The sequence below is a fragment of the Paraburkholderia monticola genome (genome assembly GCF_001580545.1).
GTDB classification, from domain to species: Bacteria; Pseudomonadota; Gammaproteobacteria; order Burkholderiales; family Burkholderiaceae; genus Paraburkholderia; species Paraburkholderia monticola.
Genome location: NZ_LRBG01000004.1, coordinates 452,591 through 475,970 on the forward strand (window position 1 = coordinate 452,591; position 23,380 = coordinate 475,970).

General features: G+C 64.9%; 19 protein-coding genes and 1 pseudogene. 7 read left to right on the forward strand and 13 right to left on the reverse strand.

The features are described 5' to 3' along the window. Window positions 1-34 precede the first annotated feature (34 nt). From CI15_RS06910 to CI15_RS06925, 4 genes are all read right to left on the reverse strand, one after another. Window positions 35-1,426 carry a branched-chain amino acid transporter BcaP gene (locus CI15_RS06910; protein WP_062125519.1) on the reverse strand — a complete coding sequence of 464 codons (1,392 nt, stop codon included), beginning with the start codon at window positions 1,424-1,426 and terminating at the stop codon, window positions 35-37. Between the two features lie 254 nt (window positions 1,427-1,680). After that, window positions 1,681-2,337: a response regulator transcription factor RqpR gene (gene rqpR, locus CI15_RS06915; protein WP_062126141.1), complete on the reverse strand. Its 657-nt coding sequence runs from the start codon at window positions 2,335-2,337 to the stop codon at window positions 1,681-1,683. Between the two features lie 10 nt (window positions 2,338-2,347). Then, window positions 2,348-3,217: a sensor histidine kinase gene (locus CI15_RS06920; RefSeq protein ID WP_062125521.1), complete on the reverse strand. Its 870-nt coding sequence runs from the start codon at window positions 3,215-3,217 to the stop codon at window positions 2,348-2,350. 384 nt (window positions 3,218-3,601) lie between these two features. Next, window positions 3,602-4,372 (reverse strand): ferredoxin--NADP reductase, encoded by a 771-nt coding sequence (locus tag CI15_RS06925; protein WP_062125522.1) that lies wholly within the window; start codon window positions 4,370-4,372, stop codon window positions 3,602-3,604. Between the two features lie 586 nt (window positions 4,373-4,958). Here CI15_RS06925 and CI15_RS06930 point away from each other — a divergent pair. After that, the gene (locus tag CI15_RS06930) at window positions 4,959-6,113 is read left to right on the forward strand and encodes an NHL repeat-containing protein (RefSeq protein WP_174543211.1); all 1,155 of its coding nucleotides are present in this window, start codon (window positions 4,959-4,961) and stop codon (window positions 6,111-6,113) included. Between the two features lie 167 nt (window positions 6,114-6,280). On the opposite strand, the gene CI15_RS06935 is transcribed toward CI15_RS06930, so the two are convergent. The 5 genes from CI15_RS06935 to CI15_RS06955 all read right to left on the reverse strand — a co-directional run bounded on the left by CI15_RS06935 (window position 6,281) and on the right by CI15_RS06955 (window position 12,473). Continuing rightward, on the reverse strand, window positions 6,281-7,237 hold the full coding sequence (locus tag CI15_RS06935; RefSeq protein ID WP_062125524.1) for an ABC transporter permease: 957 nt from the start codon (window positions 7,235-7,237) through the stop codon (window positions 6,281-6,283). Window positions 7,238-7,293: 56 nt separating this feature from the next. Further along, a complete protein-coding gene (locus CI15_RS06940) occupies window positions 7,294-8,349 on the reverse strand; it encodes an ABC transporter permease (RefSeq protein WP_174543206.1) in 1,056 nt (351 codons plus the stop codon). Continuing rightward, window positions 8,339-9,904: a sugar ABC transporter ATP-binding protein gene (locus CI15_RS06945; RefSeq protein WP_241495816.1), complete on the reverse strand. Its 1,566-nt coding sequence runs from the start codon at window positions 9,902-9,904 to the stop codon at window positions 8,339-8,341. The genes CI15_RS06940 and CI15_RS06945 overlap by 11 nt, the downstream gene beginning before the upstream one ends. Window positions 9,905-10,225: 321 nt before the next feature. Beyond that, the gene (locus CI15_RS06950; RefSeq protein WP_062125529.1) at window positions 10,226-11,245 is read right to left on the reverse strand and encodes an ABC transporter substrate-binding protein; all 1,020 of its coding nucleotides are present in this window, start codon (window positions 11,243-11,245) and stop codon (window positions 10,226-10,228) included. A gap of 175 nt (window positions 11,246-11,420) precedes the next feature. After that, on the reverse strand, window positions 11,421-12,473 hold the full coding sequence (locus CI15_RS06955; RefSeq protein ID WP_062125531.1) for a LacI family DNA-binding transcriptional regulator: 1,053 nt from the start codon (window positions 12,471-12,473) through the stop codon (window positions 11,421-11,423). Between the two features lie 337 nt (window positions 12,474-12,810). Here CI15_RS06955 and CI15_RS06960 point away from each other — a divergent pair, with 337 nt between their 5' ends. Then, entirely contained in the window at window positions 12,811-13,833 is a 1,023-nt protein-coding gene (locus CI15_RS06960) for an aldose 1-epimerase (RefSeq protein WP_062125533.1), read from the forward strand. Here CI15_RS06960 and CI15_RS06965 read toward each other — a convergent pair. Continuing rightward, complete coding sequence (locus tag CI15_RS06965; protein ID WP_062125534.1) at window positions 13,806-14,603, reverse strand: endonuclease/exonuclease/phosphatase family protein; 798 nt, start codon at window positions 14,601-14,603, stop codon at window positions 13,806-13,808. The two genes, CI15_RS06960 and CI15_RS06965, sit on opposite strands and share 28 nt — an antisense overlap. A 54-nt stretch (window positions 14,604-14,657) precedes the next feature. Beyond that, window positions 14,658-15,227 (reverse strand): hypothetical protein, encoded by a 570-nt coding sequence (locus tag CI15_RS06970; protein WP_062125536.1) that lies wholly within the window; start codon window positions 15,225-15,227, stop codon window positions 14,658-14,660. Between the two features lie 299 nt (window positions 15,228-15,526). Here CI15_RS06970 and CI15_RS06975 point away from each other — a divergent pair, with 299 nt between their 5' ends. From CI15_RS06975 to CI15_RS06985, 3 genes are all read left to right on the forward strand, one after another. Continuing rightward, window positions 15,527-16,504: an AAA family ATPase gene (locus CI15_RS06975; RefSeq protein ID WP_062125539.1), complete on the forward strand. Its 978-nt coding sequence runs from the start codon at window positions 15,527-15,529 to the stop codon at window positions 16,502-16,504. A gap of 356 nt (window positions 16,505-16,860) precedes the next feature. Next, a complete protein-coding gene (locus CI15_RS06980) occupies window positions 16,861-17,967 on the forward strand; it encodes an NAD(P)/FAD-dependent oxidoreductase (protein ID WP_062125546.1) in 1,107 nt (368 codons plus the stop codon). A 143-nt stretch (window positions 17,968-18,110) separates the two neighbouring features. Beyond that, window positions 18,111-18,422, forward strand: a complete 312-nt coding sequence (locus tag CI15_RS06985; protein ID WP_062125548.1) for a high-potential iron-sulfur protein — start codon at window positions 18,111-18,113, stop codon at window positions 18,420-18,422. Between the two features lie 172 nt (window positions 18,423-18,594). Here CI15_RS06985 and CI15_RS06990 read toward each other — a convergent pair whose 3' ends face one another. Together CI15_RS06990 and CI15_RS06995 are read right to left on the reverse strand one after the other, a co-directional pair. After that, window positions 18,595-20,121 carry an amidase gene (locus tag CI15_RS06990; RefSeq protein WP_062125550.1) on the reverse strand — a complete coding sequence of 509 codons (1,527 nt, stop codon included), beginning with the start codon at window positions 20,119-20,121 and terminating at the stop codon, window positions 18,595-18,597. Window positions 20,122-20,331: 210 nt separating this feature from the next. Further along, entirely contained in the window at window positions 20,332-21,030 is a 699-nt protein-coding gene (locus tag CI15_RS06995; protein ID WP_062125551.1) for a dienelactone hydrolase family protein, read from the reverse strand. Window positions 21,031-21,232: 202 nt separating this feature from the next. Here CI15_RS06995 and CI15_RS07000 point away from each other — a divergent pair. Next, window positions 21,233-21,736: pseudogene (locus CI15_RS07000) on the forward strand (nitronate monooxygenase); the annotation flags it as partial. A 453-nt stretch (window positions 21,737-22,189) separates the two neighbouring features. After that, a complete protein-coding gene (locus CI15_RS07005) occupies window positions 22,190-23,335 on the forward strand; it encodes a branched-chain amino acid ABC transporter substrate-binding protein (protein ID WP_062125555.1) in 1,146 nt (381 codons plus the stop codon). Window positions 23,336-23,380: the final 45 nt, after the last annotated feature.

Consider the following 23,380-nt stretch of genomic DNA (forward strand, 5'->3'; position numbering starts at 1 on the left):
CAGCGCGTTGGTCTGGCCTCGTTGAAACGGCGCACTACTTTGCCAGTTTCGAATGACGGCGCGAGTAGCCGAAATAGATGACCATGCCGATCAGCAGCCAGATCCCGAACGCGGCCCACGTGATGCCTTGCAGGTTCAGCATCAGGAACAGGCACGAGGCGACCGCGAGCACCGGCACGACCGGTGCGCCTGGGCAACGGAACGCGCGCGGCAGCTCGGGGTGCGTCTTGCGCAGCACGAGCACCGCGATCGAGACCATCGAGAACGCGGCGAGCGTGCCGATATTGATCAGTTCAGCCAACACATTGAGCGGCACCAGCGCGCCGATCAGGCCGAAGAAGATACCGACGAGCCACGTCGTGAAGAACGGCGTGGCGAAGCGCGGATGCAGTTGCGACAGCTTCGCGGGCAGCAGGCCGTCGCGCGACATCGCGAAGATCACGCGGGTCTGGCCGTACGCCATCACGAGAATCACGGTCAGCATGCCGAGCACGGCGCCGAGATCGATGAAGCCCGCGACCCAGTTCTGTCCCGCGAGCTGCAGCGCGTACGATACCGGGTGCGAAATGCCCATGAACTTCTCCGACGGCACGATGCCGGTGACGACCGCGGCGACGGCCACATACAGCACCGCGCACACACCGAGCGAGGCAATGATGCCGACCGGCAGATCGCGCTTCGGATTCTTCACTTCTTCGGCCGCCGACGACACCGCGTCGAAGCCGATGAACGCGAAGAACATCACCGCGGCCGCGCCGAACACGCCGCTCCAGCCGTGCGGCATGAACGGGTGCCAGTTGGCCGGCGTGACGTGAAACACGCCGACGGCGATCACGAGCAGCACGACGGTCACCTTAATCGCGACCATGATGTTGTTGATCCGCGCGGACTCGCGCACGCCGAGCGACAGCAGCGTGGTGATCGCCATCATCACGAGGAAGGCGGGCAGGTTAAACAGCGTTTCGTGGCCGGGGATCGCGCCGGGGGCCGCGGTCAGCGCCATCGGCAGCGACACGCCGAAGCCCGACAGCAGCGACTGCAGATAGCCCGACCAGCCGACCGACACCGCCGAGGTCGCCAGCCCGTACTCGAGCATCAGGTCCCAGCCGATGATCCACGCGGCTAGCTCGCCCAGGGTCGCGTACGAGTAGGTGTAGATCGAGCCGGCGACCGGAATCGTCGACGCGAATTCGGCGTAGGAGAGCGCGGCGAAGCCGCACGCGATCGCCGCGATCACGAACGAGATCATCAGCGCGGGGCCGGCCTGTACGGCGCCCGTGCCGGTCAGCACGAAGATGCCGGTGCCGATGATGGCGCCGACGCCGAGGAAAGTGAGGTCGAGCGCGCCGAGCGCCTTTTTCAGGCCGGCGGTCTGAGCGCTCGCCGCGAGCATGTGCTCGACGCTCTTCTTGCGAAACAGGGACATTGGCGTGGGTCTCCAGTGGTGCACGCGCGTTGCGCGCCGAATGTCGGGAAAACCCTCAATTCTAGCGGATGCGTGCCGCCAGGCTGGTTCGCGGGGGCGATTTTCGGTCCCGGGCCACGGGCGGAAACTCCCGCCAGGAAGGGGCTTCCGGGTGGTCTTGCGATGCCGGGAGTGGGGTGGCGGTGAAGCTTTTACTGGATACGCAATAAACGGGGAGGGAATCTCCCCGTTTTCGCTAGCGCCGCGTCGGCAGGTTAGCCCGCCACCGCGGGATTCAGATCGACGAGGCGGTTGCTCATCACATAGAACGTGAGCTCCGCGTTATTGCGCAGCTTCATCTTGTCGAGCAGCCGCGTGCGGTACACGCTGACCGTCTTCACCGACAGCGACAGCGTGGCGGCGATATCGGTGAGCCGTTTGCCCGACGCGAGCATGCACAGCGTCTGGTATTCGCGATCGGAGAGCTTTTCGTGCGGCAACTGCTCGCCGTCGAAGGACACGTAGTCGGCGAGCGCCTCGGCCATCTCGGGGCTCACGTACTTACGGCCGGCCGCGACCTGCTGGATCGCGCCGATCATCTGCGCGGCGTCGACCGTCTTCGACAGATAGCCGGCCGCGCCGGCTTTGAGCGCGCGCACCGCGTATTGGTCCTCGCGGTACATCGAGAACATCAGCACCGCGACGCGCGGCGCCTTGCGTTTCAGGCGCTTGAGCACCTCGACGCCGTTCATGTCGGGCAGCGAGATATCGAGCAGGACGACATCGAAGCTCTGATGAACGACCGCGTCGAGCGCTTCGGAGCCGCTTTGCGCCTCCGCGACCTCGCGCGCGACGCCGCGATCGAGCAGCAACTGGCGAACGCCCTGGCGGACCACGGCGTGATCTTCGACGATCAGGATGCGCAGGCTCATAGTCGCGAACTCACGAATGCAGCGCGCGCCGGGCGGCACGCGGCGCTGGGGTGGCCGCGAGCAGCGCGGGCCACGCGAAGCGGGCCTGGACGACGGTGCCGCGTGGGGCAATGGCGTTGTCCTCGCCCCGACCGACGCTCGCGCGCTTGACGCCGACGCGCAACGCGCCGTCGAACGCTACGCAGCGCGCCTGCATTCCGGCGAGGCCGAAATGGCCGCCTGGGTGTTTCTGGCCGCCACGTTCGCGCGCGCCGCGTGGCAGGCCGATGCCGTCGTCGCTGACGAGGAGCGTCAGATGACGCGCGCCCGTTTCGAGGCGCACGTCGGCGCAGGTCGCGCGGGCGTGCTTCGCGACGTTGTTCAGCGCTTCCTGGGCGACGCGGAACACGGCGAGCGCCGCCTCGGCGGTCAGGCGCGCGAGACGCGCGTCGTCGCTGCAGGTCAAGGTGGTGCGCAAGCCGGTGCGGGTGGCGAAGTCGCGGGTCCAGCCTTTCAGCGCGCCGGCGACGCCCGTCTCGAACGACGGCGCGTGCAGCTGCGCGACGGCCTCGCGGCTCGCCGCGCACACGGCGTCGAGCGAACGCTGCGCGAGCGCGAGGGCGGCCGCGCATTGCGGCGGCGCGTCGGCGGGTAGCCAGGTTTCGACGCCGGCCAGCGCAAAGCGCGTCGCGGTCAGCTCGGCGCCGACACCGTCGTGCAACTCGCGCGCGAGGTGACGGCGCACGCTCTCCTGCGCGTCGAGCAGGTCGGCCGACAGTTCGCGCACCCGCGCGCGCAGCCGCTCGATCTCGCGCGCGGCGAACGACGGCGTGTCGATGCCATCACACTCCGCTGACGAGGCCAGCGGAGCGTTGAACGGGACGGCAGTCGACGTATCCATGAATTTCCCTCTCAGGAAGTGGAGCGGACAGCGAAGGTGTCGCGCTTCGCCTCGAGCAACCCGTGCGACGGGCGGAACACGAACGGTCTAACGTAACGAAATTTACATTCAGTAACAAGTCGGGCCGACCGCGACAGGTGCGAAATTTCGTCTGATCTTGCGGCGCGATGATATCGTAAAAAAATGAAAAATGCAGTGACACCAAGGGTTAGCGCAGAGTTTTCATAGATTACATTATGTATTGCGCATGCTCGTCTTGTCGGAGGAATTCTGACAGCGAAGGTGGTGTAACGGCCGCGCATTTGTAACAGGCAACAAAAAAGGAGCCCGGAGGCTCCTTTTCGTGGAATCGCGGCGCATGGGCCGCGGAGTGGGACTGCCGGCTTAGCCGACGAAGGCCTTTTCGACCACGTAATGACCCGGCTCGTTGTTGCTGCCTTCCTTGAAGCCCGCGTCTTCGAGCAGCTTGCGCGTGTCGCGCAGCATGTGCGGGCTGCCGCACAGCATGACGCGGTCGTTCTCGAGCGAGAAACCCGGCACGCCGAGGTCGGCGAACAGCTTTTCGGTTTCGATCAGCTCGGTGATGCGGCCGCGGTTCTGGAACGCTTCGCGCGTGACGGTCGGGTAGTACAGCAGCTTTTCCTGCACGAGCTCGCCGAGGTGTTCATGCGCCGGCAGGTGGTCGGTGATGTATTCCTTGTACGCGAGTTCGTCGACGAAACGGCAGGTGTGCGTGAGGACCACGCGCTCGTAGCGGTCGTAAATGTCCGGATCCTTGATGATCGACATGAACGGCGCGAGGCCCGTGCCGGTGGACAGCAGCCACAGCGTCTTGCCCGGCAGCAGGTTGTCGGCCACCAGCGTGCCGACCGGCTTCTTGCCGATCAGCACTTCGTCGCCGACCTTCAGATGCTGCAGGCGCGAGGTGAGCGGGCCGTCCTGCACCTTGATGCTCAGGAATTCGAGGTGCTCTTCGTAGTTCGCACTGGCGAGACTGTATGCGCGCAGCAGCGGCTTGCCCTCGACCTGCAGGCCCACCATCGTGAACTGGCCGTTTTCGAAGCGGAACGACGGATCGCGCGTGCAGGTGAAGCTGAAAAGCGTATCGGTCCAGTGATGGACGCTCAGGACGGTTTGTGAATTCAGGTTGCTCATGGCTTCTTGGATAGTGCGAAAACAAAGGCGGCCAGTCGTCTGAGCCGGCCGGCACGGCAAGGGCGATGCTGCGCTGATCCGTGGTCGGGACCCACGCGCAATCCGCTATTTTACCTTGCCCGGCGGGGCGGGGTCGCGGCGCGGCGGTCGAACGTGGTGAAGCGGGTTGCCAGACCAGGACACGGCGGCGCCGGCTTGCTGGCGTCGGGAGATACGTTGGCGTGAGTGCGGCCGTGCTTCAGCGGGGTACGGCGATTCAGCGAATGCCGCGCGGGGCGGCTGCCATTGGCTGTCCGACAAGCGCAAAAGCGATACGCTGCGCGGGCAACAATTTTGAGATGATACCGAAAGGTGGCGTGCGCTGCAGCATTGACCCTGCTGACAAAACTGGCAAATGGGGCGCAACCCTCGTGACGCCCATGGGAAGGCAAGTCGTCCGATATCGTTCGTGCGACGCGAATTTTTGGGGAATACACCGACGCTTGTGTCGTTTACGCAGCACGCGAGTCGCGCGAAGCAATGCGGTGCGATGGGCTGCGCGACTCGTCCTGACGGCTTCGGCCGTCTCTGCGAGCGGAGGTGTCAAATGGATTCTCCTCGTGCGATGTCTGCATTCGATTCATACAGTCGCTTCAATGGCCAGGTGGTACGGGCACACACGTCGCGCTTCGTGCGTCGGGCGATGTGTCGTGCGGTGCTGCTGGCCTTAGCGTTGGGTAGCGTCGGCGCCTGGGCCCAGGAGGTGATCCTGCCGCCAAATTCGGTGACCTCATCGACTGTTCCGACCAACGGCGATGTCAATCCGTACGGAATGGCGTTCGTGCCGTTCGGCGTGCCGTCCTGGAGCACGCTCAAACCTGGCGATGTGGTGGTGTCGAATTTCAACGCGAAGTCGAATCTGCAGGGAACCGGCACGACGATCGTCAAGCTCGTGGCCACTAGCAACCCGGTGACGTTCTTCCAGGGACAAAATCTCGGTCTCACGACGGCGCTCGCCGTCCTGAGAAGCGGCTTCGTGCTGGTGGGCAATGTGCCGACGACGGATGGCAAGAACGTCGTGCCGCCGGGCTCGCTGCTCGTCATCAATCCGCAGGGCGGCCTCGTCAAGCAACTGGTCGATCCGAAGCTGCTCGATGGCCCCTGGGACCTCACCGTGATCGACGGGGGCCAATTCGTCAGGGTCTTCGTTTCGGATGTGTTGAACGGCAAGGTCGCGCGCATCGATCTTGCCATCGGCGAGGATGGCGTGCAGATGCTGCCGAGCTCGACCATCATCGCGTCGGGCTACCTGCACCGCACCGATCCACAGGCACTCGTGGTCGGCCCGACGGGGCTCGCTTACGACCCATCGCATGACGTGCTTTACGTCGCCTCGACCGGTGACAACGCAGTGTTCGCGATCTATGGCGCTGCCGGCGCGAGTCGTGATGGTGGAGTCGGCCGGATGATTTACCAGGACAACAAACATCTCCACGGCCCGCTTGCGCTGGCCCTGGCGCCCAATGGGCATCTCGTTACCGCCAACGGCGACGCCGTCAACCCCGACCCCAACCATCCGAGCGAAATCGTCGAGTTCACCGTTGACGGGCAGTTCGTCGCGCAATTGCAGGTCGACTCTACGGCGGGCTCGGCGTTTGGTCTCGCATTCGGTCTCGATAGCAAGCGCCACCAGCAGTTCACCGCGGTAGACGACAACACGAATACGGCGACGGTCTGGACATTGCGTTCGGACAGTCAATAACCGCGAACGTGACGCGCCGGCTGGGCGGCGCGTTCACAGGGTTCGGCGGTGAGTCTATTGGTACACAGACGGGGATCTGGGGCGGCGATCGTCGGCGCAAGCCCCAGTTACAGAAGGAAAAACTGTCCGACGGATTTGGTGACGTTCGAATAGCGGGTGCCGCCTGCTCATGCAGCCGCCACCCGCTTCTTTCCGCGCTGCTTCAAGACGCGCGCCTGCAGCACGATCACGAGCAGCAGGAACACCCCGCGAATCACCGACTGCCAGTACGCCGACAGGCTGATGAACCCGAGCCCGTTCTCGAAGTTCAGCAGATTGAACACGAGTCCGAGCAGCAGCACGCCGGCGATCGTCATCGCGACGGAACCCTCGCCGCCGGTCAGCAGCGTGCCACCCAGCACGACCGCCGAAATCGCGAACAGCTCCCAGCCGACGCCTTCGTTCGGCTGCCCCGCGCCGAACTGCGCGGCGAGGATCACACCGGCCATGCCGGCGAGCAGACCGCTGACCGCATAGGCCATGACCAGCGTGCGGTCGACGTTCAGACCCATCAGACGTGCCGCTTCTTCGCTGCCGCCAATCGCGAGCGAGTGCCGCCCGAAGCGCGTGCTGCGCAGCGCGAGCCAGCCCGCCACGGCGGCGGCGAGCGCGACGAGTCCCGGAATCGGCAGCCCGAACAGGTCGCCCTGACCGAAGTTGCCGAAGTTCGAATCGGCCGCGATCGACACCGCATCGTTCTTGCCGAGCAGCAGCGCGACGCCATGCGCGCCGAGGCTGGTCGCGAGCGTCACGATGAACGGCAGGATCTTGAGCCGCGTGATGATGATGCCGTTCAGCACGCCGACCGCGAGTCCGGCCGCGCAGCCCGCGAGCACCGCGACCCAGCCGCCGTAGACGCTCGTCAACGCGGCGACCACGCTCGCGAGCGCCGCGACCGTGCCGACCGACAGATCGATGCCGCCCGTGATGATCACGAAGGCCATGCCGATCGAGATCAGCGCGAACATCGAGTTGTAGCGCCAGAACGACGTGATGTTGTACGCCGAGCCGAAGTGTTCATAGCGCACGAGGCCAAAGACGACGAGCGCCGCGAGCGCGAGCAGGATGGGAAGATTCTTTTTCATCGCAGCGAGTCCGGAAAGATTGCGCGCAGATCGTGAGAATGAGATGAGCGCCAGAATCAGCGTGAGCGCCGCTGCACATAAACCGCCGCGACGATGATGCCGGCCTTCACGACGAGCGCGGCCGCATCGGGAATACCGTGCGCGAGCAGCGTATAGCGCAGCAACTGGATGATCAGCGCGCCGATCAGCGTGCCGCCGATATACGCCTTGCCGCCCGTCAGCGCGGTGCCGCCGACCGCGACCGCCGCGATCGCGTCGAGCTCGACGCCAAGCCCGACGACATTCGCGTCCGACGACGAATTCACCGAGATCGAGATCAGCCCGGCGAGGCCCGCGAGCGCCGCGCACAGCGTGTACGCGAGCATCTTCACGGCGGCGGTCGGCACGCCGCACAGATACGCGGCTTTCTCGTTGCCGCCGGTGATCAGCAGATACTGGCCGAACAGCGTCTTGCGCACGACCCACACGAATACGCCGACGAGCGCGAGCATCAGCAGCACCTGGAACGGCACGCCCGCTACCTTGCCGAGCGCGATCCACTGGAAGGCCGGCGTGTTGAACGCCTGCAGGCTGCCGTCGGTGACGACCTGCGCGATACCGCGTCCGGCGATGAACAGCACCAGCGTCGCGACGATCGGTTGTACGGATAGGCGCGTGACGAGCAGGCCGTTGAACATCCCACACGCGGCCGCCGCGAGCACCGGTAGCACGAACGCGAGCGCGATGCCGAGCGGCCCTGCGATGTTCAGGAACAGCATCGGTGCGAGCGCGCCGGAGATCGCCATCGATGCGCCCACCGACAGATCGATGCCGCCCGTCGCCACGACCAGCGTCATGCCGATGCCGACGATCACGATCGTCACGACTTGCGTCATGTTCACGTTGAAGGTCTGCAGGGACCAGAAATGCGGCGTGAAGATCAGGTTGAACAGCACCATCGCGAGCAGCACGATGACTTCGCGCTGCATCGCGAGATGACGCCACTTCTGCATGGTGCTCGCGGACCGCGCGGGCGGGTTATTGGTGGATTGCATCATGGTGGTGTCGGCGCCCGAAGCAGCGGCGCCCGAAGCGTCCGTGCGCAGCGAATCTGAATGCAGCTTAAGCGCCATGACGGTCGCCCTCCAACGCGTCTTCGATATGGGCCGACTGTGCGGCTTCAGCGAGCGCCGATGGGCCTTCGCTGCCGTAGGCGATCGCATCCATGATCGCGGTCTCGCTCATGTCGGCGCCGTTCAACTCGGCGACCGTGCGGCCGTCGCGGATCACGACCGCGCGATCGGCGACCGCGGTCAGCTCTTCGAGCTCGGAGGCGGACAGCAGCACCGCGAGCCCCGCGTCGCGCAACTCGCGCACGATCTTCGCGACGTCGGCTTTCGCGCCGACGTCGATGCCGCGCGTCGGTTCGTCGAGCAGCAGCAGCGACGGTTCGGCCGCGAGCCAGCGCGCGAGCAGCACCTTCTGCTGGTTGCCGCCCGACAGTTCGCGAATCGGCTGATCGGCCGAGCGCAGCTTGATGCCGAGCGACGCGATGAAGCGATCGACGATCGCCTGCTGCTTCTTCACGTCGACGATGCCGTTCTTCGCGAGCGTGCGCAGACAGACGAGCGTCAGGTTGTCGCGCACCGACAGTTCGGGGACGATGCCTTCGCCCTTGCGGTCTTCGGTCAGATAAGCGAGGCCACGCGCGATCGCGTCCTGCGGTGACTTCAACGCAACCGTCTCGCCGCCGATCGAGAGCGACCCTTGTGCGAGCGGATCGGCGCCGAACATCAGCCGCATCGTTTCGGTACGGCCCGAGCCGAGCAGGCCGGCAAGGCCGACCGCCTCGCCCGCGTGCACGTCGAGCGACACGCCGTTGACCTTCGGCGGCGCGCCGAGTTGCGTCGCGCCGATCACCTGCTTGCCGCGCTTCGCAAGATTCGCTTCGCGCGTGGCCGTGTCGTCCTGCACGACGGCGGCGAGCGAGCGGCCGAGCATCGTCGTGACGAGCCGCAGCTTGTCCATCTCGGCCATCGAGCTTTGCGCCACCGTCTGGCCGTCGCGCATCACGGTCACGCGATCGCACAGCGCGTACAGCTCGTCGAGCCGGTGCGAGACGAAGATCACCGCGCGGCCGTCGTCGCGCAGCTTGCGCACAACGGTGAACAGCAGTTCGACTTCGCGCTCGTCGAGCGACGAGGTCGATTCGTCCATGATCACCATCTTCGCGTCGGACGACACCGCGCGAGCGAGCGCCACCATCTGCTGGATCGCGGTCGAGTAGCGGCCCACCGGCTTCTTCACGTCGATCTGCAAGCCGAACGAATCGAGCAGCGCGGCGGCGCGCTGCTGCACCGTGCGCCAGTCGATCAGACCGAAGCGACGCGGCTCGCGCCCGAGAAAGATGTTTTCCGCGACCGAGCGGAACGGCACCAGGTTGATCTCCTGGTAGATCGTGCTGATGCCCGCTTCACGCGACTGCTTCGGCGTGCGGAAATCGACTTCGCGGCCTTCGAAGCGCACGCTGCCCGAAGCGCGCCGATAGGCGCCGGTCAGGATCTTGATCAGCGTCGATTTGCCGGCGCCGTTCTGGCCGATCAGCGCGTGCACTTCGCCTGCCGCGACGCTCAGATTCGCGCCGCGCAATGCGGGCACGCCGCCGAAGCTGATGCCGATGTCCTGCATCTCGAGCAGCGGCGAACGGGTAAGGGGGGAGTGTGGCGTTGCTTTGCCAGATTCCGTCACGGGAGTTCTCCTGATGCGGATGCTGCCGATATTGCCGCCAGCGCCGTTGCTGGCGATGCGGGTCCGCCGCAGCGCGCGCGGCCCATGTTACGCCGCATAAAAGCGAAGCGACGGTCCGTCGGTCACGGGCGCGTCGCTTCGAAGCCTTCCCACCACCCGCCCGACGAGGAGACATTCATGGAGAGCGGGTGACTTCCTGCTACAACGCCGAAGGGAATCCCCGAGGGCATGCTGCCCCCGGTTGCTTCCCGATGCTTGCGATCAATAGCCGTACTGCATGCTTTGCTGCACGTTTTCCTTGTCGTAGAAGCGGTCGGACACCTTGACCCACGTCGGGATCTTTTCGCCCTTTGCATAGCGCTGGGCGACGTCGCAGGCGAGCGGGCCGAAGAACGGGCTCGATTGCACGCTCGCGCCGAGCTCGCCGGCGGCGATCGCGTCCATGCCGCCCTTGGTGCCGTCGATCGTGACGATCTGGATGTCCTTGCCCGGCTGCTTGCCGGCCGCCTTGATCGCGGCGATCGCGCCGAGCGCCATTTCGTCGTTGTGCGCGTACACGGCGGTCACGTCCGGGTGCGCCTGCAACAGCGTCTCCATCACCTTGCGGCCGGTGTCGCGCGCGAAGTCGCCGCTTTGCGACGCGATGATCGTCATGCCGGGGTTCTTCGCGATGACTTCGTCGAAGCCCTTCTTGCGATCGTTCGCGGCCGACGCGCCCGTCGTGCCTTCGAGCTCGATGATCTTCGCCTTGCCGCCCGTCGCCTTGACGAGCCAGTCGGCCGCGCGATGACCCTGATCGATGAAGTCCGAGCCGATGAACGTGATGTAGTCGCGGCCGGCCTTCGCGACCGACTGGTCGACGTCGCGGTCGACGAGAATCACCGGAATGCCGGCCTTCTTCGCCTGCAGCACGACCGGCGCGAGCGGCTTTTCTTCACGGGGCGGGAACACGAGCAGATCGACGTGCTGCGCGATCATGCTTTGGATGTCGGAGACCTGCTTGGAGTTGGAGCCGTTGGCGTCGGTCATGACGACCTGCCAGCCGCACTTCGCGGCGATGTCCTTGAAGCTCTTCGTTTCCGCGAGACGCCACGGGTTGTTGCTTTCGGTCTGCGCGAAGCCGACCTTCAGCGGGGTCTTGGTCGGCAATTTCGGCAATGCATCGTCGGCGTGCGCGACGTTCGCGCCGACACCGATTGCCAGAGCCAGCAGCGAAGCTGCCAGCGGACGAATCTGCTGCTTGCGCGCGTGCATGCGCGACTGCGTATTGAGCGACGCCATGTCTTCCTCCAGTAACCGGTGACGGTGTATTTGCTTTTTGTGCTGCTCGGGATTGATTCTGTCCTGCCGGGGTGCAGGCAATTTTTCGCCAGCTGGCGCGCGGTTGGCTATGACCTTCCGACGCGCTTCCTTCCCGACCCGACGTGCCGATTATTCCACTCGGAATTATTATCGGTCAATCACTAATAATATTAATTGTCGCCGGTTTCGCCTCGGTAATTACCCTGACCGAGGTGCGTTCGACCAGCGGTCCGTCGAGCTTGACGGTGCGATGGCGCACCGGCGCGCCGGCCGCGCGGTTGTGCTCTTCCTGCAGCAGCGTCTCGACGGCCCAGCGGCCGAGCTCGTAGTTCGGCAGCACCACGGTCGATAGCGGGGGATGGGTGTGGCGCGCGATTTCCTGGTCGTCGTAGCCGAGCACGGACACGTCTTCGGGCACGCGCAGGCCGAGCTGCTTGAGCGCTTCGATCGCGCCGATCGCGGTCAGGTCGTTCGCGCAGAAGATCGCGGTGGGAGGATTGGCTTCGCGCATCAGCGAGAGCGTCAGCTCGAAGCCGAGACCCGAGCTCCAGTCGCCGTCGCGCACGAGCTCGGGCGCGAACGGCAGGTCGGCGGTCGCGAGCGCGGTGCGGTAGCCCTTCAGACGGTCTTTCGCGGCGTCCTGCCACGGCTCGCCGTTGATGTAGCCGATGCGCCGGTGGCCGGCCTGCAACAGGTACTCGGTCGCCAGATGGCCGCCCGCGACTTCGGCGGGCACCACCGACGAAAACGTGCTGTCGCCGGTGTAGCAGTTCAGCAGCACGGTCGGTACCTGCGACAGCGCGGCCGGCGGCGCGACCTTGCGCGTGTAGACGGTCGCGTAGATCACGCCGAACACGTGCGGATTGGTGAGGACCGTATCGAGCACCTGTTTTTCGATGTCGGCGTTGCCGTGCGTCGAGTAGACCGCGAGCATCTTGCCGCTCGCGTACGCGGCGTCGCGCGCGCCGTCGATGTTGACGACCGGGTGGGGGCTCGTCGAGATTTCGTCGGCCAGATAGACGATCAGGTTGCGCTCGTCGCCCGATGCCGCGACCGGCTCGCGCAGCGACAGCCGGTAGCCGAGATCGTGCGCGGCCTTCAGCACCTTGTTGCGGGTGGCCTCGGAGAATTTCGCGCCGGCCGCGTTGTTGAGCACGAGCGAGACGGTGGATTGCGACACGCCGGTGAGCTTGGCGATGTCGGTCATGGTCGGGCGGCGTTGAGTCGATTTTTTCATTGTGCGGGCCGCGGCGAGGCGGCGCTGAAGCGGGGGATGCCAAGGGCATCATGCTGCTGACGGTACCACTAATAATATGTGCACGGCAACGCGCGCTAACCCGCCATGTGGGATCGGAGTTTCTGGTGCGTTACCGTCCCTTTCTCGCCAATTTATTACTAATAATATTGACTGAAGGTGCGGTGTCGTGCGATTCTCGCTCGGGCGGACTGAGGGAGTCCGCCGGCCGCATAGTGCGCGGCATTTCAAAGGAGACACGAATGCACGTTGATGCCGCTTTCCGTTCGCGGTTCCGCCTCGTCTGACCATGCGCGACGTTTCCCTGAATCCGGTTCAGCCCGACCAGGCACAACCCGTGACTCGAGCGGCGGCGCAACTCGCGTGGCTTGACGATCCCGCCATCGCCGCGCGCCTCGTCACGTTGTCGGCCGGCGCGTTGCGCGCGGTGCTCGCGCCCGAGGTCGGCGGCGCGCTGGCGGCGTTCTACGAAGTCACGCCCGACGGTCCGCTGCACTGGCTGCGGCCGGCGGCGGCCGAAGCGTTCGACGTGCGCGATCCGCTGCGCATGGCCAGCTTCCCGTTGCTCCCCTACTGCAACCGGATTCGCGATGCGCGCTTCGAGTTCGACGGCGCGACGATCGATCTCGCCGGCAACGATCCGCGTTTCGCGCATGCGCTGCACGGCAATGCGTGGCGGCATCCGTGGCGCGTCGGCGCGCGCAGCGGCAACGCGGTGGACTTGCACTTCGAGCACGAGCCGGATGCGAGCGTGCCCGGCGACTGGCCGTTTCGCTATCGCGCGCGGCAGCGCATCGAGCTGCGCGATGGCGCGCTCTACATCACCTTGTCCGCACAGAATCTCGCCGGGCGGCCGATGCCGTTCGGCATGGGCCATCATCCGTACTATCCGCGCACGGCGGCGACGCGCATCCATGCCGAGGTGCAGGCGATGTGGCACGCCGACGCCGATGTGTTGCCGACGCATCTCGGCCCGCATCCGGCCGTCGATGCATTGCGCGCGGGCATGTCGCCCGACGCGTTCGACCTCGACAACAACTTCGCGAACTGGTCGCGCGTGGCGACGATCGCCTGGCCCGACGAGCACCGCAGCCTGACGCTGCGCGCCGATGCGCCGTTCGATCACATGGTCGTGTTCGCGCCGGCCGACGATCCGCAACTATGCGTGGAGCCGGTCACCAATACGACGGATTGCTTCAACGCGGTCGGCCCGCGCGAGCAGGTGGGCGGCTGCGTGCTGCAGCCGGGGGAAGAGATCGAAGCGACGTTGAGCTGGACGCCGCATCACTCCAGCCGCAACTTCGCCATATAAGGCAAATGATCCGACAGCCACGCAGTCTCCTGCGTCGGCTGGATCCATTCGACCGGCCGCATGCCGCGCACGAACATCTTGTCGAGCGACAGCGCCGGCGAGAACGCCGGGAACGTGCGCGCCGGTTCGCCGAGGAGCGTCGCGACTTCCTGCAAGCCATGCTCGCGAAACAGCGGCACCGAGTCGTTGCGCCAATCGTTGAAATCGCCGGCCAGCACGAGCGGACCGTCGGGTGCTTCCTTGGCGATCCAGTGCGCGATCCAGTGCATCTGCCGCAAGCGCGCCGGGCGCGTCAGCGCGAGATGCGCGCACAGCAGCGTGACGAGCCGTCCGCCGAACGTCGCGCGCGCGACCAGCAAGCCACGCTTTTCGAAGCGGTGCGCGGAGATGTCCCAGCGGCCGCCGAGATCGAGCGGATGCGGCGACAGGATCGCATTGCCGTGCCGCCACGACGGTTTGAACACGTTCGGGCCGAGCGCGACTTCGAGTTCGAGCGCGCGCGCGATCTCGGTCGCCTGACAGTGCCACACGTCGGTCAGCGGATCGTCCATCGGTGCGCCGAAACTGCTCGCCAATACCGGCGACGGCATGCGCCGCGCCATCGCTTCCTGCAGGAAGTACGCGTCCGCGTGGGTCGATTGAACCCAGCTCTGCATCGCCTGCCAGGCCTGAAAACCGAGCGGCGTGCGGCCCTTGTGCAGGTTCCAGCTGACCGCGACGAAATCGTCCGGCGCGAGGTTCTCACGGATCAATTCTTCTGGGTTTCGCATGCCGCGTTATCCACGTGTTCTGTTTGAGGGCGTCGGTCGGGTGCGCCGGTCCCATCAGTTCGGCTTGCTGCCGCCGGTCGCGACGCCATTGCCGTTCGTGCTGCCGTTCATGCCGCCGTTCGTCCCGCCGCCGTCCGCGGCGCCGTTCACGACGTTCGCATGGACGCGGTACACCAGGTTGGGATTGTGATCGACGATCGTCCAGCTTGCCCATTGATCAGGTGGCACCACGAGTCCCGGATGACTCGCGCTGATCTGGCGCGGCTGCGGCGGCAGCTTGCAGCCGATGTCGGTGCGCTGCGCGTTGTCGTCCTCGAGCGTTGCCTGGGTGTCGATCGAAAACATCACGCCCTCCGGATCGACGCGCAGCGGCGACACCGTGATCGTGCGCGACAGGTCGATGCTGCCGGCCGGCTGGTCCTTGCAGCCGACGTCGTGCTGCACGACCTGGTGATGCGTATCCGTGCGCGCCTGGCCGACGGTCGTGGTGCCGTCGAACGAATCGATCTGCTGGCCGTCTTTCATCACCTGCAGCTGCCATTGCACGACCTGCGCCGGCTGTAGTTGCGCGTGAGCGAGCAACGAAACGCCAAGCAGCATGGCCACGATACTGGTTTTCCACATAAGGATCTCCGCTCACGCGTGGGTTCGCGTGGTTGGGTCGTCGTAGCAATCAGAGAGCCATCTTACCCCGATGGCCGCAACGATTTCTGACACAGCCAACGAACCCTGGTTCAGCAACAATACATTCCAGATAAGGATGGGAATGTCACGAAGGCACGCGCCGCGGGCGTCTGCGGGAAGCCGCGCGGATTAGCAGCAGAGCCGCACGACTGCTGGCTTGCACGCGTTTATGTCGTCGCTACACTGGACTCGTACCGGCGCTCACAAGGCGCCGCCGCAGCAGCCAGACGGGGTGAGCGATGACAACAGCAATGGTCAAACAGGAAATTTCCGTGGCCTCGTTCAGCCGGGTGTACGACCTCGACGAGGTCGAAACCGCGCTGAACGGTCTCGGCGAGGGCGCGAACGAGGCGCTGCGCGCGACCTACGAAAAGATGCTGAAAACCGGCAATCTGCGTTTCTGCGTGAAGCCGAACCGGATGCCGTCGATCGACGATCTGATCGACGCGCTGCCCAATTTTTCAGCGCCGCTCGACGACATCCGCAAGCAGGTCGCGCTGTGCCTCGAAACCGAGGACCGGCTCGAACTGATGCCGCTGCTGCTGCTCGGCGAGCCCGGCATCGGCAAGACGCATTTCGCGAAGCAGCTGGCGCGCCTGCTCGGCACCGCGTACCAATACGTCGCGATGAGCTCGCTGACGGCGGGCTGGATTCTGTCGGGTGCGTCGTCGCAATGGAAGAACGCGAAGCCGGGCAAGGTGTTCGATGCGCTCGTGAACGGCAGCTACGCGAACCCGGTGATCGCCGTCGACGAAATCGACAAGGCGAGCGGCGATTCGCAATACGATCCGCTCGGCGCGCTGTACGCGCTGCTCGAGCACGACACCGCCGAGAGCTTCATCGACGAGTTCGCCGAAATCCCGATCAACGCGGGCAATGTGATCTGGATCGCGACCGCCAACGACGAACGCGCGATCCCCGAGCCGATCCTGAATCGCATGAACGTCTACGAGATCCCGCCGCCCGACCACGAGGGCGCGCGGCGCATCGCGCAGTCGATCTACGGCGAGATTCGCGGCGCGCACAACTGGGGGCTGCGTTTTCCGGAGACGCTCGGCGACGCGACGCTCGATGCGCTCAAGCGCGCGTCGCCGCGCGAAATGCGCCGTGCGATCCTGAACGGCTTCGGCGCGGCGCGCATCGCGGGACGCGATCGGATCGAACCCGCCGATATCCGCCTCGATTACGGAAACCGACGAAAACCGATCGGATTTTGAGATTTTTGGCCGTTTTCTTGCACAAAACCCCGGTTTTCTGTGCTCGACGCGGTTTAGGTCGGTAATTCATACGGCACGTGCGTTAAATGCCACAGCAATTATTTCTGTTTTTGATCAGGATCGTGCGGTCATGCCCATTGGGCGGCGCGATCGCCTGATCTGCGCGCATGGCTGTATGGCGCTTTCGTCTGTACCAGGTCGTACAATTTTCCGTGGTGGTGATACAAAGACATAAGCAGACCCAGCGGACAGACGCGTTCGACAACAAGCGGAACGCGGCGGCGACCTGTCGTTCCTGTCCTTCTCCCATCGGCTGAACGAGGCAGCGCGCGGCGCCATGCGCCGCGTCAACGGATATGGATCAGATCGAATGTGTAGTAATCGGCGCCGGCGTGATCGGCCTCGCGACGGCGCGCGCGCTGGCGGCGCGCGGGCGCGAGGTGATCGTGCTGGAGGCCGCCGAGGCGATCGGGGTGGGCACGAGTTCGCGCAATAGCGAAGTGATTCACGCAGGCATCTACTATCCTCGTGGTTCGCTGAAAGCCGCGCTGTGCGTGCGCGGCCGCGAAATGCTGTACGACTATTGCACCGAGCGCAACGTGCCGCATTCGCGTTGCGGCAAGCTGCTCGTCGCGACGTCGCGCAACCAGATTCCGCAGCTCGAAAGCATCATGGCCAAGGGCCGCGACAACGGGGTGCTCGACTTGATGCGCATCACCGGCGATCAGGCGCAGGCGCTCGAACCGGCGCTCGAGTGCGTGGAGGCGGTGTTTTCGCCGCAGACGGGGATCGTCGATAGTCATCAGTACATGCTGGCGTTGCAAGGCGATGCCGAGCGCGACGGCGCAGTGTGCGCGTTCCATGCGCCGGTCGAGGCGATCGAAGCGCACAACGGCCGCTTCACGATCAAGGTCGGCGGCGCGGCGCCGACCACGATCAGCGCCGCCTGCGTGATCAATAGCGCGGGTTTGTATGCGAACGCGCTCGCCCGCAAGATTCGCGGACTCGACGCGCGGCACGTGCCGCCGCTTTATTTCGCGCGCGGCAATTACTTCAGCATCTCGGGACGCGCGCCGTTCAGCCGCCTGATCTATCCGATGCCGAACGAGGCCGGCCTCGGCGTGCATCTGACCATCGACCTCGGCGGCCAGGCGCGCTTCGGTCCCGACGTCGAATGGGTCGACGCGATCAATTACGATGTCGATCCGCGTCGCGCGGAGTCGTTTTATGCGGCGATTCGCGCATACTGGCCGGCGCTGCCCGATGACGCGTTGCAGCCCGCGTACGCGGGGATTCGTCCGAAGTTGTCCGGGCCGGGCGAGCCCGCCGCGGACTTCGTGATCCAGGGGCCGGCCGCACATGGGGTGCGCGGGCTCGTCAATCTGTTCGGCATCGAGTCGCCGGGGTTGACGGCATCGTTGCCGATTGCGCAGCGGGTCTGCGAACTGAGCGGGCGCGCTTGAAATCGCACCTGATTCGCATTGGCACCGTACCGATCCGCTTATCTCTATCATTTGGACCATCACGGGCGGCGGCTTCGTTGCTATGCTTGGCGGACGCTGTCATTAGAACGGCGTTGATTCCAATAGAAATGGAGTGAGTCCCCATGAGATCTTCCCGTCGTACGTTTTTGATCACCAGCATCGGTGTGGCATCGACACTCGCGCTGTCGCGCCAGGCGTTCGCCGACGCGCCGAAAGTCTCCGAAACCGATCCGACCGCGCAGGCGCTTGGCTACAAGGCGGACGCGAGCAAGGTCGACAAGGCGAAATTCACCAAATTCGCGGCTGGCCAGGAATGCAGCAACTGCAGTTTCTTCCAGGGCAAGGCGGGCGACGCCTTCGGCGGCTGTCCGATGTTCGCCGGCAAGCAGGTCGCGGCCACGGGATGGTGCAGCGCATATAACAAGAAGGCCTGATCGAGCCAGCGTTTCACTCAAGAGCAGGCTGCTCACGGAATGCGCCGCAACCTCGCGGCGGATTCCGCGACGGCGCGCTTCGTGGTGCGCTTCGTGGTGCGTTTCGTGGCGCGCTTCGTGACGTTTCTTCGCCGCGTGCGGCAGCCGCTTCCCAACCTTGAAAAACCGCTTTCTAGCGCCGCGCATGCATCAACGGCGGGCGCTTGTCGAACCACGGCCGTGCCGCTTCGAGTTGCGCGGCGAGCCGCAACAGCGTCGCCTCGCCGCCGACGCGCGCCGCGAACTGCACGCCGATCGGCAGCCCACGCGCGTTCCAGTACAAGGGCACCGACATCGCCGGCTGTCCGCTCAGGTTGAACAGCTCCGTGCAGCCGGCCCACGCGAACGCCTTGTTCGACGCTTCCAGCAGCAGTTTCTTCATCAGCGCTTCGAGCGGCATCGTGGTAACCGCGCGCATCTGGATGCGCTCGACCGAGCTCGGCCGCATCTCGCCGATTTTGATCGGCGCGGCCGCCAGCGTCGCGCACAGCAACACGTCGTAGCGGTTCAGCAGATCGGTCAGCCGTTCGGTGATGCGGCGTTGTTCCTCGAGCGCGGCGGGCAAACCCTGCTCGCCGATCTTGCGGCCGACATGCGCCATCGCCCACGTCGAAATTTCGAACTCGCGGCGCATGGGCTTATGGCCGGTGATGCGCTCGGCGTTCAGTACGAGGTCTTCGGCGGTCACCGACCACAGCGTCAGAAACGCATGACGGACCGCCGCGAAATCGATGCCAAGCGAGACGGGCTCCAGCCGATGGCCGAGCGAGCTTGCGAGTTGCGCGGCGTCGTCGAGCGCGGCGCGCGCATCGGCCGATAGCGACGGCGCGAGCATCGGCTCGGTCACGTACGCGATGTTCAGCGGCTTGCACGGCTCGCGCGTTGCGCCGAGAAACGTGCCGGGCGCGCCGGCGGGGCGCTCGGCGTTGCCCCCGAGCAGATCGAGCAGCAAGGCGCTGTCGCGCACGCTGCGCGACACGGCGAGATCGATGCCGAGCTCGCCGGCGCTGGGCGCCGCCGCGCGCGGCACACGGCCGCGCGAGGGCTTCAGGCCGAACAGTCCGCAGCACGATGCCGGAATGCGAATCGAGCCGCCGCCATCGGATGCATGCGCGAGCGGCACGATGCCCGCGGCGACCGCCGCCGCGGCGCCGCCGCTCGAACCGCCCGGCGTGTGATCGAGATTCCATGGATTACGACACGCGCCAAATAGTTCGGGCTCCGTATAAGGCATCTGGCCGAGCTCGGACGTGCTGGTCTTCGCGAAGATGTTCAGACCCGCCGCTTTCGCGAGCGCGACGACGGGCGCGTCCTGCGTCGGAATGAAGTGGCGGTAGTGGCGGCTGCCCATTGCCATGCGCAGTCCCGCAACGGGCGCGCCGAGATCCTTGATCAGGAACGGTACGCCGGCGAGCGCGGCGTGGGCGGCGGAGTGGTCCGTGCCGTTGACGCCGTTCACGGTTTCGGCGCGATTCGCGTCGTCGCGCGACGCACGCTCGCGTGCCGCATCGTAGTCTTTCAGAACGACCGCGTTGATCGCGGGATTGACGGCCTCGGTGCGTGAGATCGCGACGTCGATCAATTCGCGCGCGCTGACCTGGCGCGTGCGCACGAGTTCGGCGAGGCCGATGGCGTCATGAGCGAGATAGTCTGAGTGCACGGCGGTTGAACCTCGCGATCGGTTGGCAGCCTGTGTCGAATGCGTCGCACATGTAAAAAGACGGCGTGTCGGCCGACACGCCGTCTTGCACAGAGTACCCGAGTTGAGCGCCGAGGTGACGCAGGTGAATTCGAATGCGCGCTTCAGGAGCGCGAGTTCGTCGTCACACGAGCGACACGGCGCGCACGACTCGAATCCCTCAGGCGGGAATTACATATGCTCGCCGAGAAACGTCAACGTGCGGCCGTGCGCCAATGCCGACGCGCGCTGGTTATACGACGCGCGTTCCGAGCAGTTGAAGCCGTGATCCGCATTCGGGTAGATGTTGAACTGCACGTCGGCGCGACCCGCGAAACGCTCCTGGATCTGGCCGACGTCCGACAGCGGAATGTGGGCGTCGAGCTCGCCGTAATGGAACTGCATCGGCACCTTCACGTTCGCGGCCTTGTCGAGCTGCGTCTGGATGCCGCCGCCGTAGTAGGCGACAGCGGCGTCGACCGAACCGGCCGCCGCGGCCAGATACGCGAGACGACCGCCGAAGCAGTAGCCGATCGCGGCGATCTTGCCGGTCACTTCCGGCAATGCGCGCAAGGCGGCCGCTGCGGCGCCGATGTCGGCGACCGCGTCGTCGAGCTTGGTCTTCTGCATCAGCTCGATACCCTTTTCGCGATCCTTGCCGTCATACGTCAATTCGACGCGCGGCTGCACGCGCCAGAACACGTCCGGGGCGAGCGCGACGTAGCCGTCCAGCGCGTACTGATCCGCGACCGAGCGGATATGGCCGTTCACGCCGAAGATTTCCTGAATGATGATGACGGCCGGTCCCTTGCCGCCCTTCGGCAGCGCGAGGTAGCCGCCGAAACTGTCGTTGCCGGCGGGGATGTCGATCCATCGGGAAGTCGTGCTCATGCTGTTCTCCATTGACTCGCGCGAACGCCGCGCGAGGTCGGTGTGTACGAAACGCTGAAGGCCACGCGGCCATTCGGCGGGCGGTTAGTTTGCCATCAAAAGAAACGGCTTGCAGCGCGACGGGACGGGGGCTGGCGGCTGATGCGGGGCGGGTTCGATTCTCGTAAGGCGATTGAAACGATCTCGATGTTTCATTTCTCCACCGCTCGCGAGCGATGCGCCGGATTTTCGCGTGCAACTGGAGATACTGGTCGAACTTCGCGTGCCGGTCGCCGGCTTTACGTTCGGACTGCTATTGTCCGCCGACGTCGAGCGCTTTCACGCGAACAACAATTATGTAGTTGGGACTGCGACGCATGTTGTCGAAAGCATCGCGTGGCGCGACGCAGGTGCCGATGCGATCGTCGCGCAAGGTGCGGTGGCGGGCGCGCATCGCGGCAATTTCATTGGTGCGTTCGAGGATGCGCTGGTCGGCACGATGGCGCTCGTGCCGCAACGGGTCGACGCGACCGGATTGCCGTTTCTCGCGCTCGGCACGCAAGCCGCGGTAATGGGCACCGCGTTTCTGACCGGCCGGCAGAGTGCGAATCCCGAGGTATGGAAAACCCGGGTGCGCGCCGAACCGCTCGGCGCGGCCGAACTAATGGCGCAGCTCGCGCAGGAATGGCGGCCGGGCACCGTGCGGATCGCCGCGTTCACGCGGTGATCGATTGGCCGATTTAAACCGGATTCAGATTTTTTGGCATGCTCACAATCCCGTGCGGTATGCCACATTTTTGACTTGAAAAACCCTTCGAATTGCACCCGGCGCGAGTCAGAAAAAGCGTAAGTTCCACCTCGGCGGAAAACTGACTCACTTAGCGGAAACCCGCATGGGACGGGGCTTTTCGGCTCGCTCCCCACGCCACGAGCGGCTCGCGTAGTAACTACGCTATTAGTGTTGTTCCCACTTTCTCAAAAAATTCCCCCAAATTAATTTGATGGCCTACACTTGCGCGCAAGTACGGTTTGCCAACTGCCACAAACAGTCCGGTAAACGTGCTGGCCAAGTGCATGAACGATGCAACCGGCGTGGTCGTCCACGGGACACTGAGCGACACGTGTAAGGGAAGCGGGGCACAGGGCGATTACGTTGTTTTGACCGAAACTGGAGACTTACATGAACATCAAAATTCAAAAGCTGTTGCCGATCGCCGCTGGTGCGATGCTGTTTGCGACGTTGGCAACATCGGCCGCAGCCGACACGGTCGTCAAGATCGGTCACGTTGCGCCGTTGACTGGCGGTATCGCTCACCTGGGGAAAGACAACGAAAACGGCGCGCGCCTCGCCGTCGAGGAAATCAACGCCAAGGGCCTGATGATCGGCGGCCAGAAAGTCACGCTGCAACTCGACGCGCAGGACGACGCGGCTGACCCCCGCACGGCAACCCAGGTTGCGCAGAAGCTCGTCGACGACAAGGTCGTCGCCGTGGTCGGCCACCTGAACTCGGGCACCTCGATCCCGGCATCGAAGATCTATAGCGATGCGGGCATCGTGCAGATCTCGCCGTCGGCAACGAACCCGGCCTACACGCAGCAAGGCTTCAAGACGACGTACCGCGTCGTCGCGACCGACGCGCAGCAAGGCCCGGCACTCGCGAACTACGCGGCCAAGGGCATGAAAGTGAAGAGCGTCGCGATCGTCGACGACTCGACCGCTTACGGCCAGGGTCTCGCGAACGAGTTCGAGAAGGAGGCGAAGGCGCTCGGTCTGAACGTCGTGTCGCACGACGCGACGAACGACAAGGCCGTCGATTTCCGCGCGATTCTGACGAAGATCAAGGGTGAAAACCCTGACGCGATCATGTACGGCGGCATGGACGCAACCGGCGGCCCGTTCGCCAAGCAGGCGAAGCAGCTCGGCCTGCGTGCCAAGGTGCTGGCAGGCGACGGCGTGTGTACCGACAAGCTGTCCGATCTGGCCGGCGACGCAACCGACAACATCGTCTGCTCGGAAGCCGGTATGGCGCTCGAAAAGATGGCGGGCGGCAAGGCGTTCGAAACGAAGTACGAGAAGCGCTTCGGCCAGCCGATCCAGATCTACGCGCCGTTCACGTATGATGCGGTGTACATCATCGTCGACGCGATGAAGCGCGCTAACTCGACCGATCCGGCGAAGATCCTGGCTGCGATGCCGACGACCGACTACAAGGGCGTGATCGGCGAAACGACGTTCGACTCGAAGGGCGACCTGCAGCACGGCGTGATCTCGCTGTACAACTACAAGCAAGGCAAGAAGACGCTGCTCGACGTCGTGAAGATGTAAATCCGGTGTGATCGAAGGCGGCATTGCGCCGCCCTTCGATTGGCC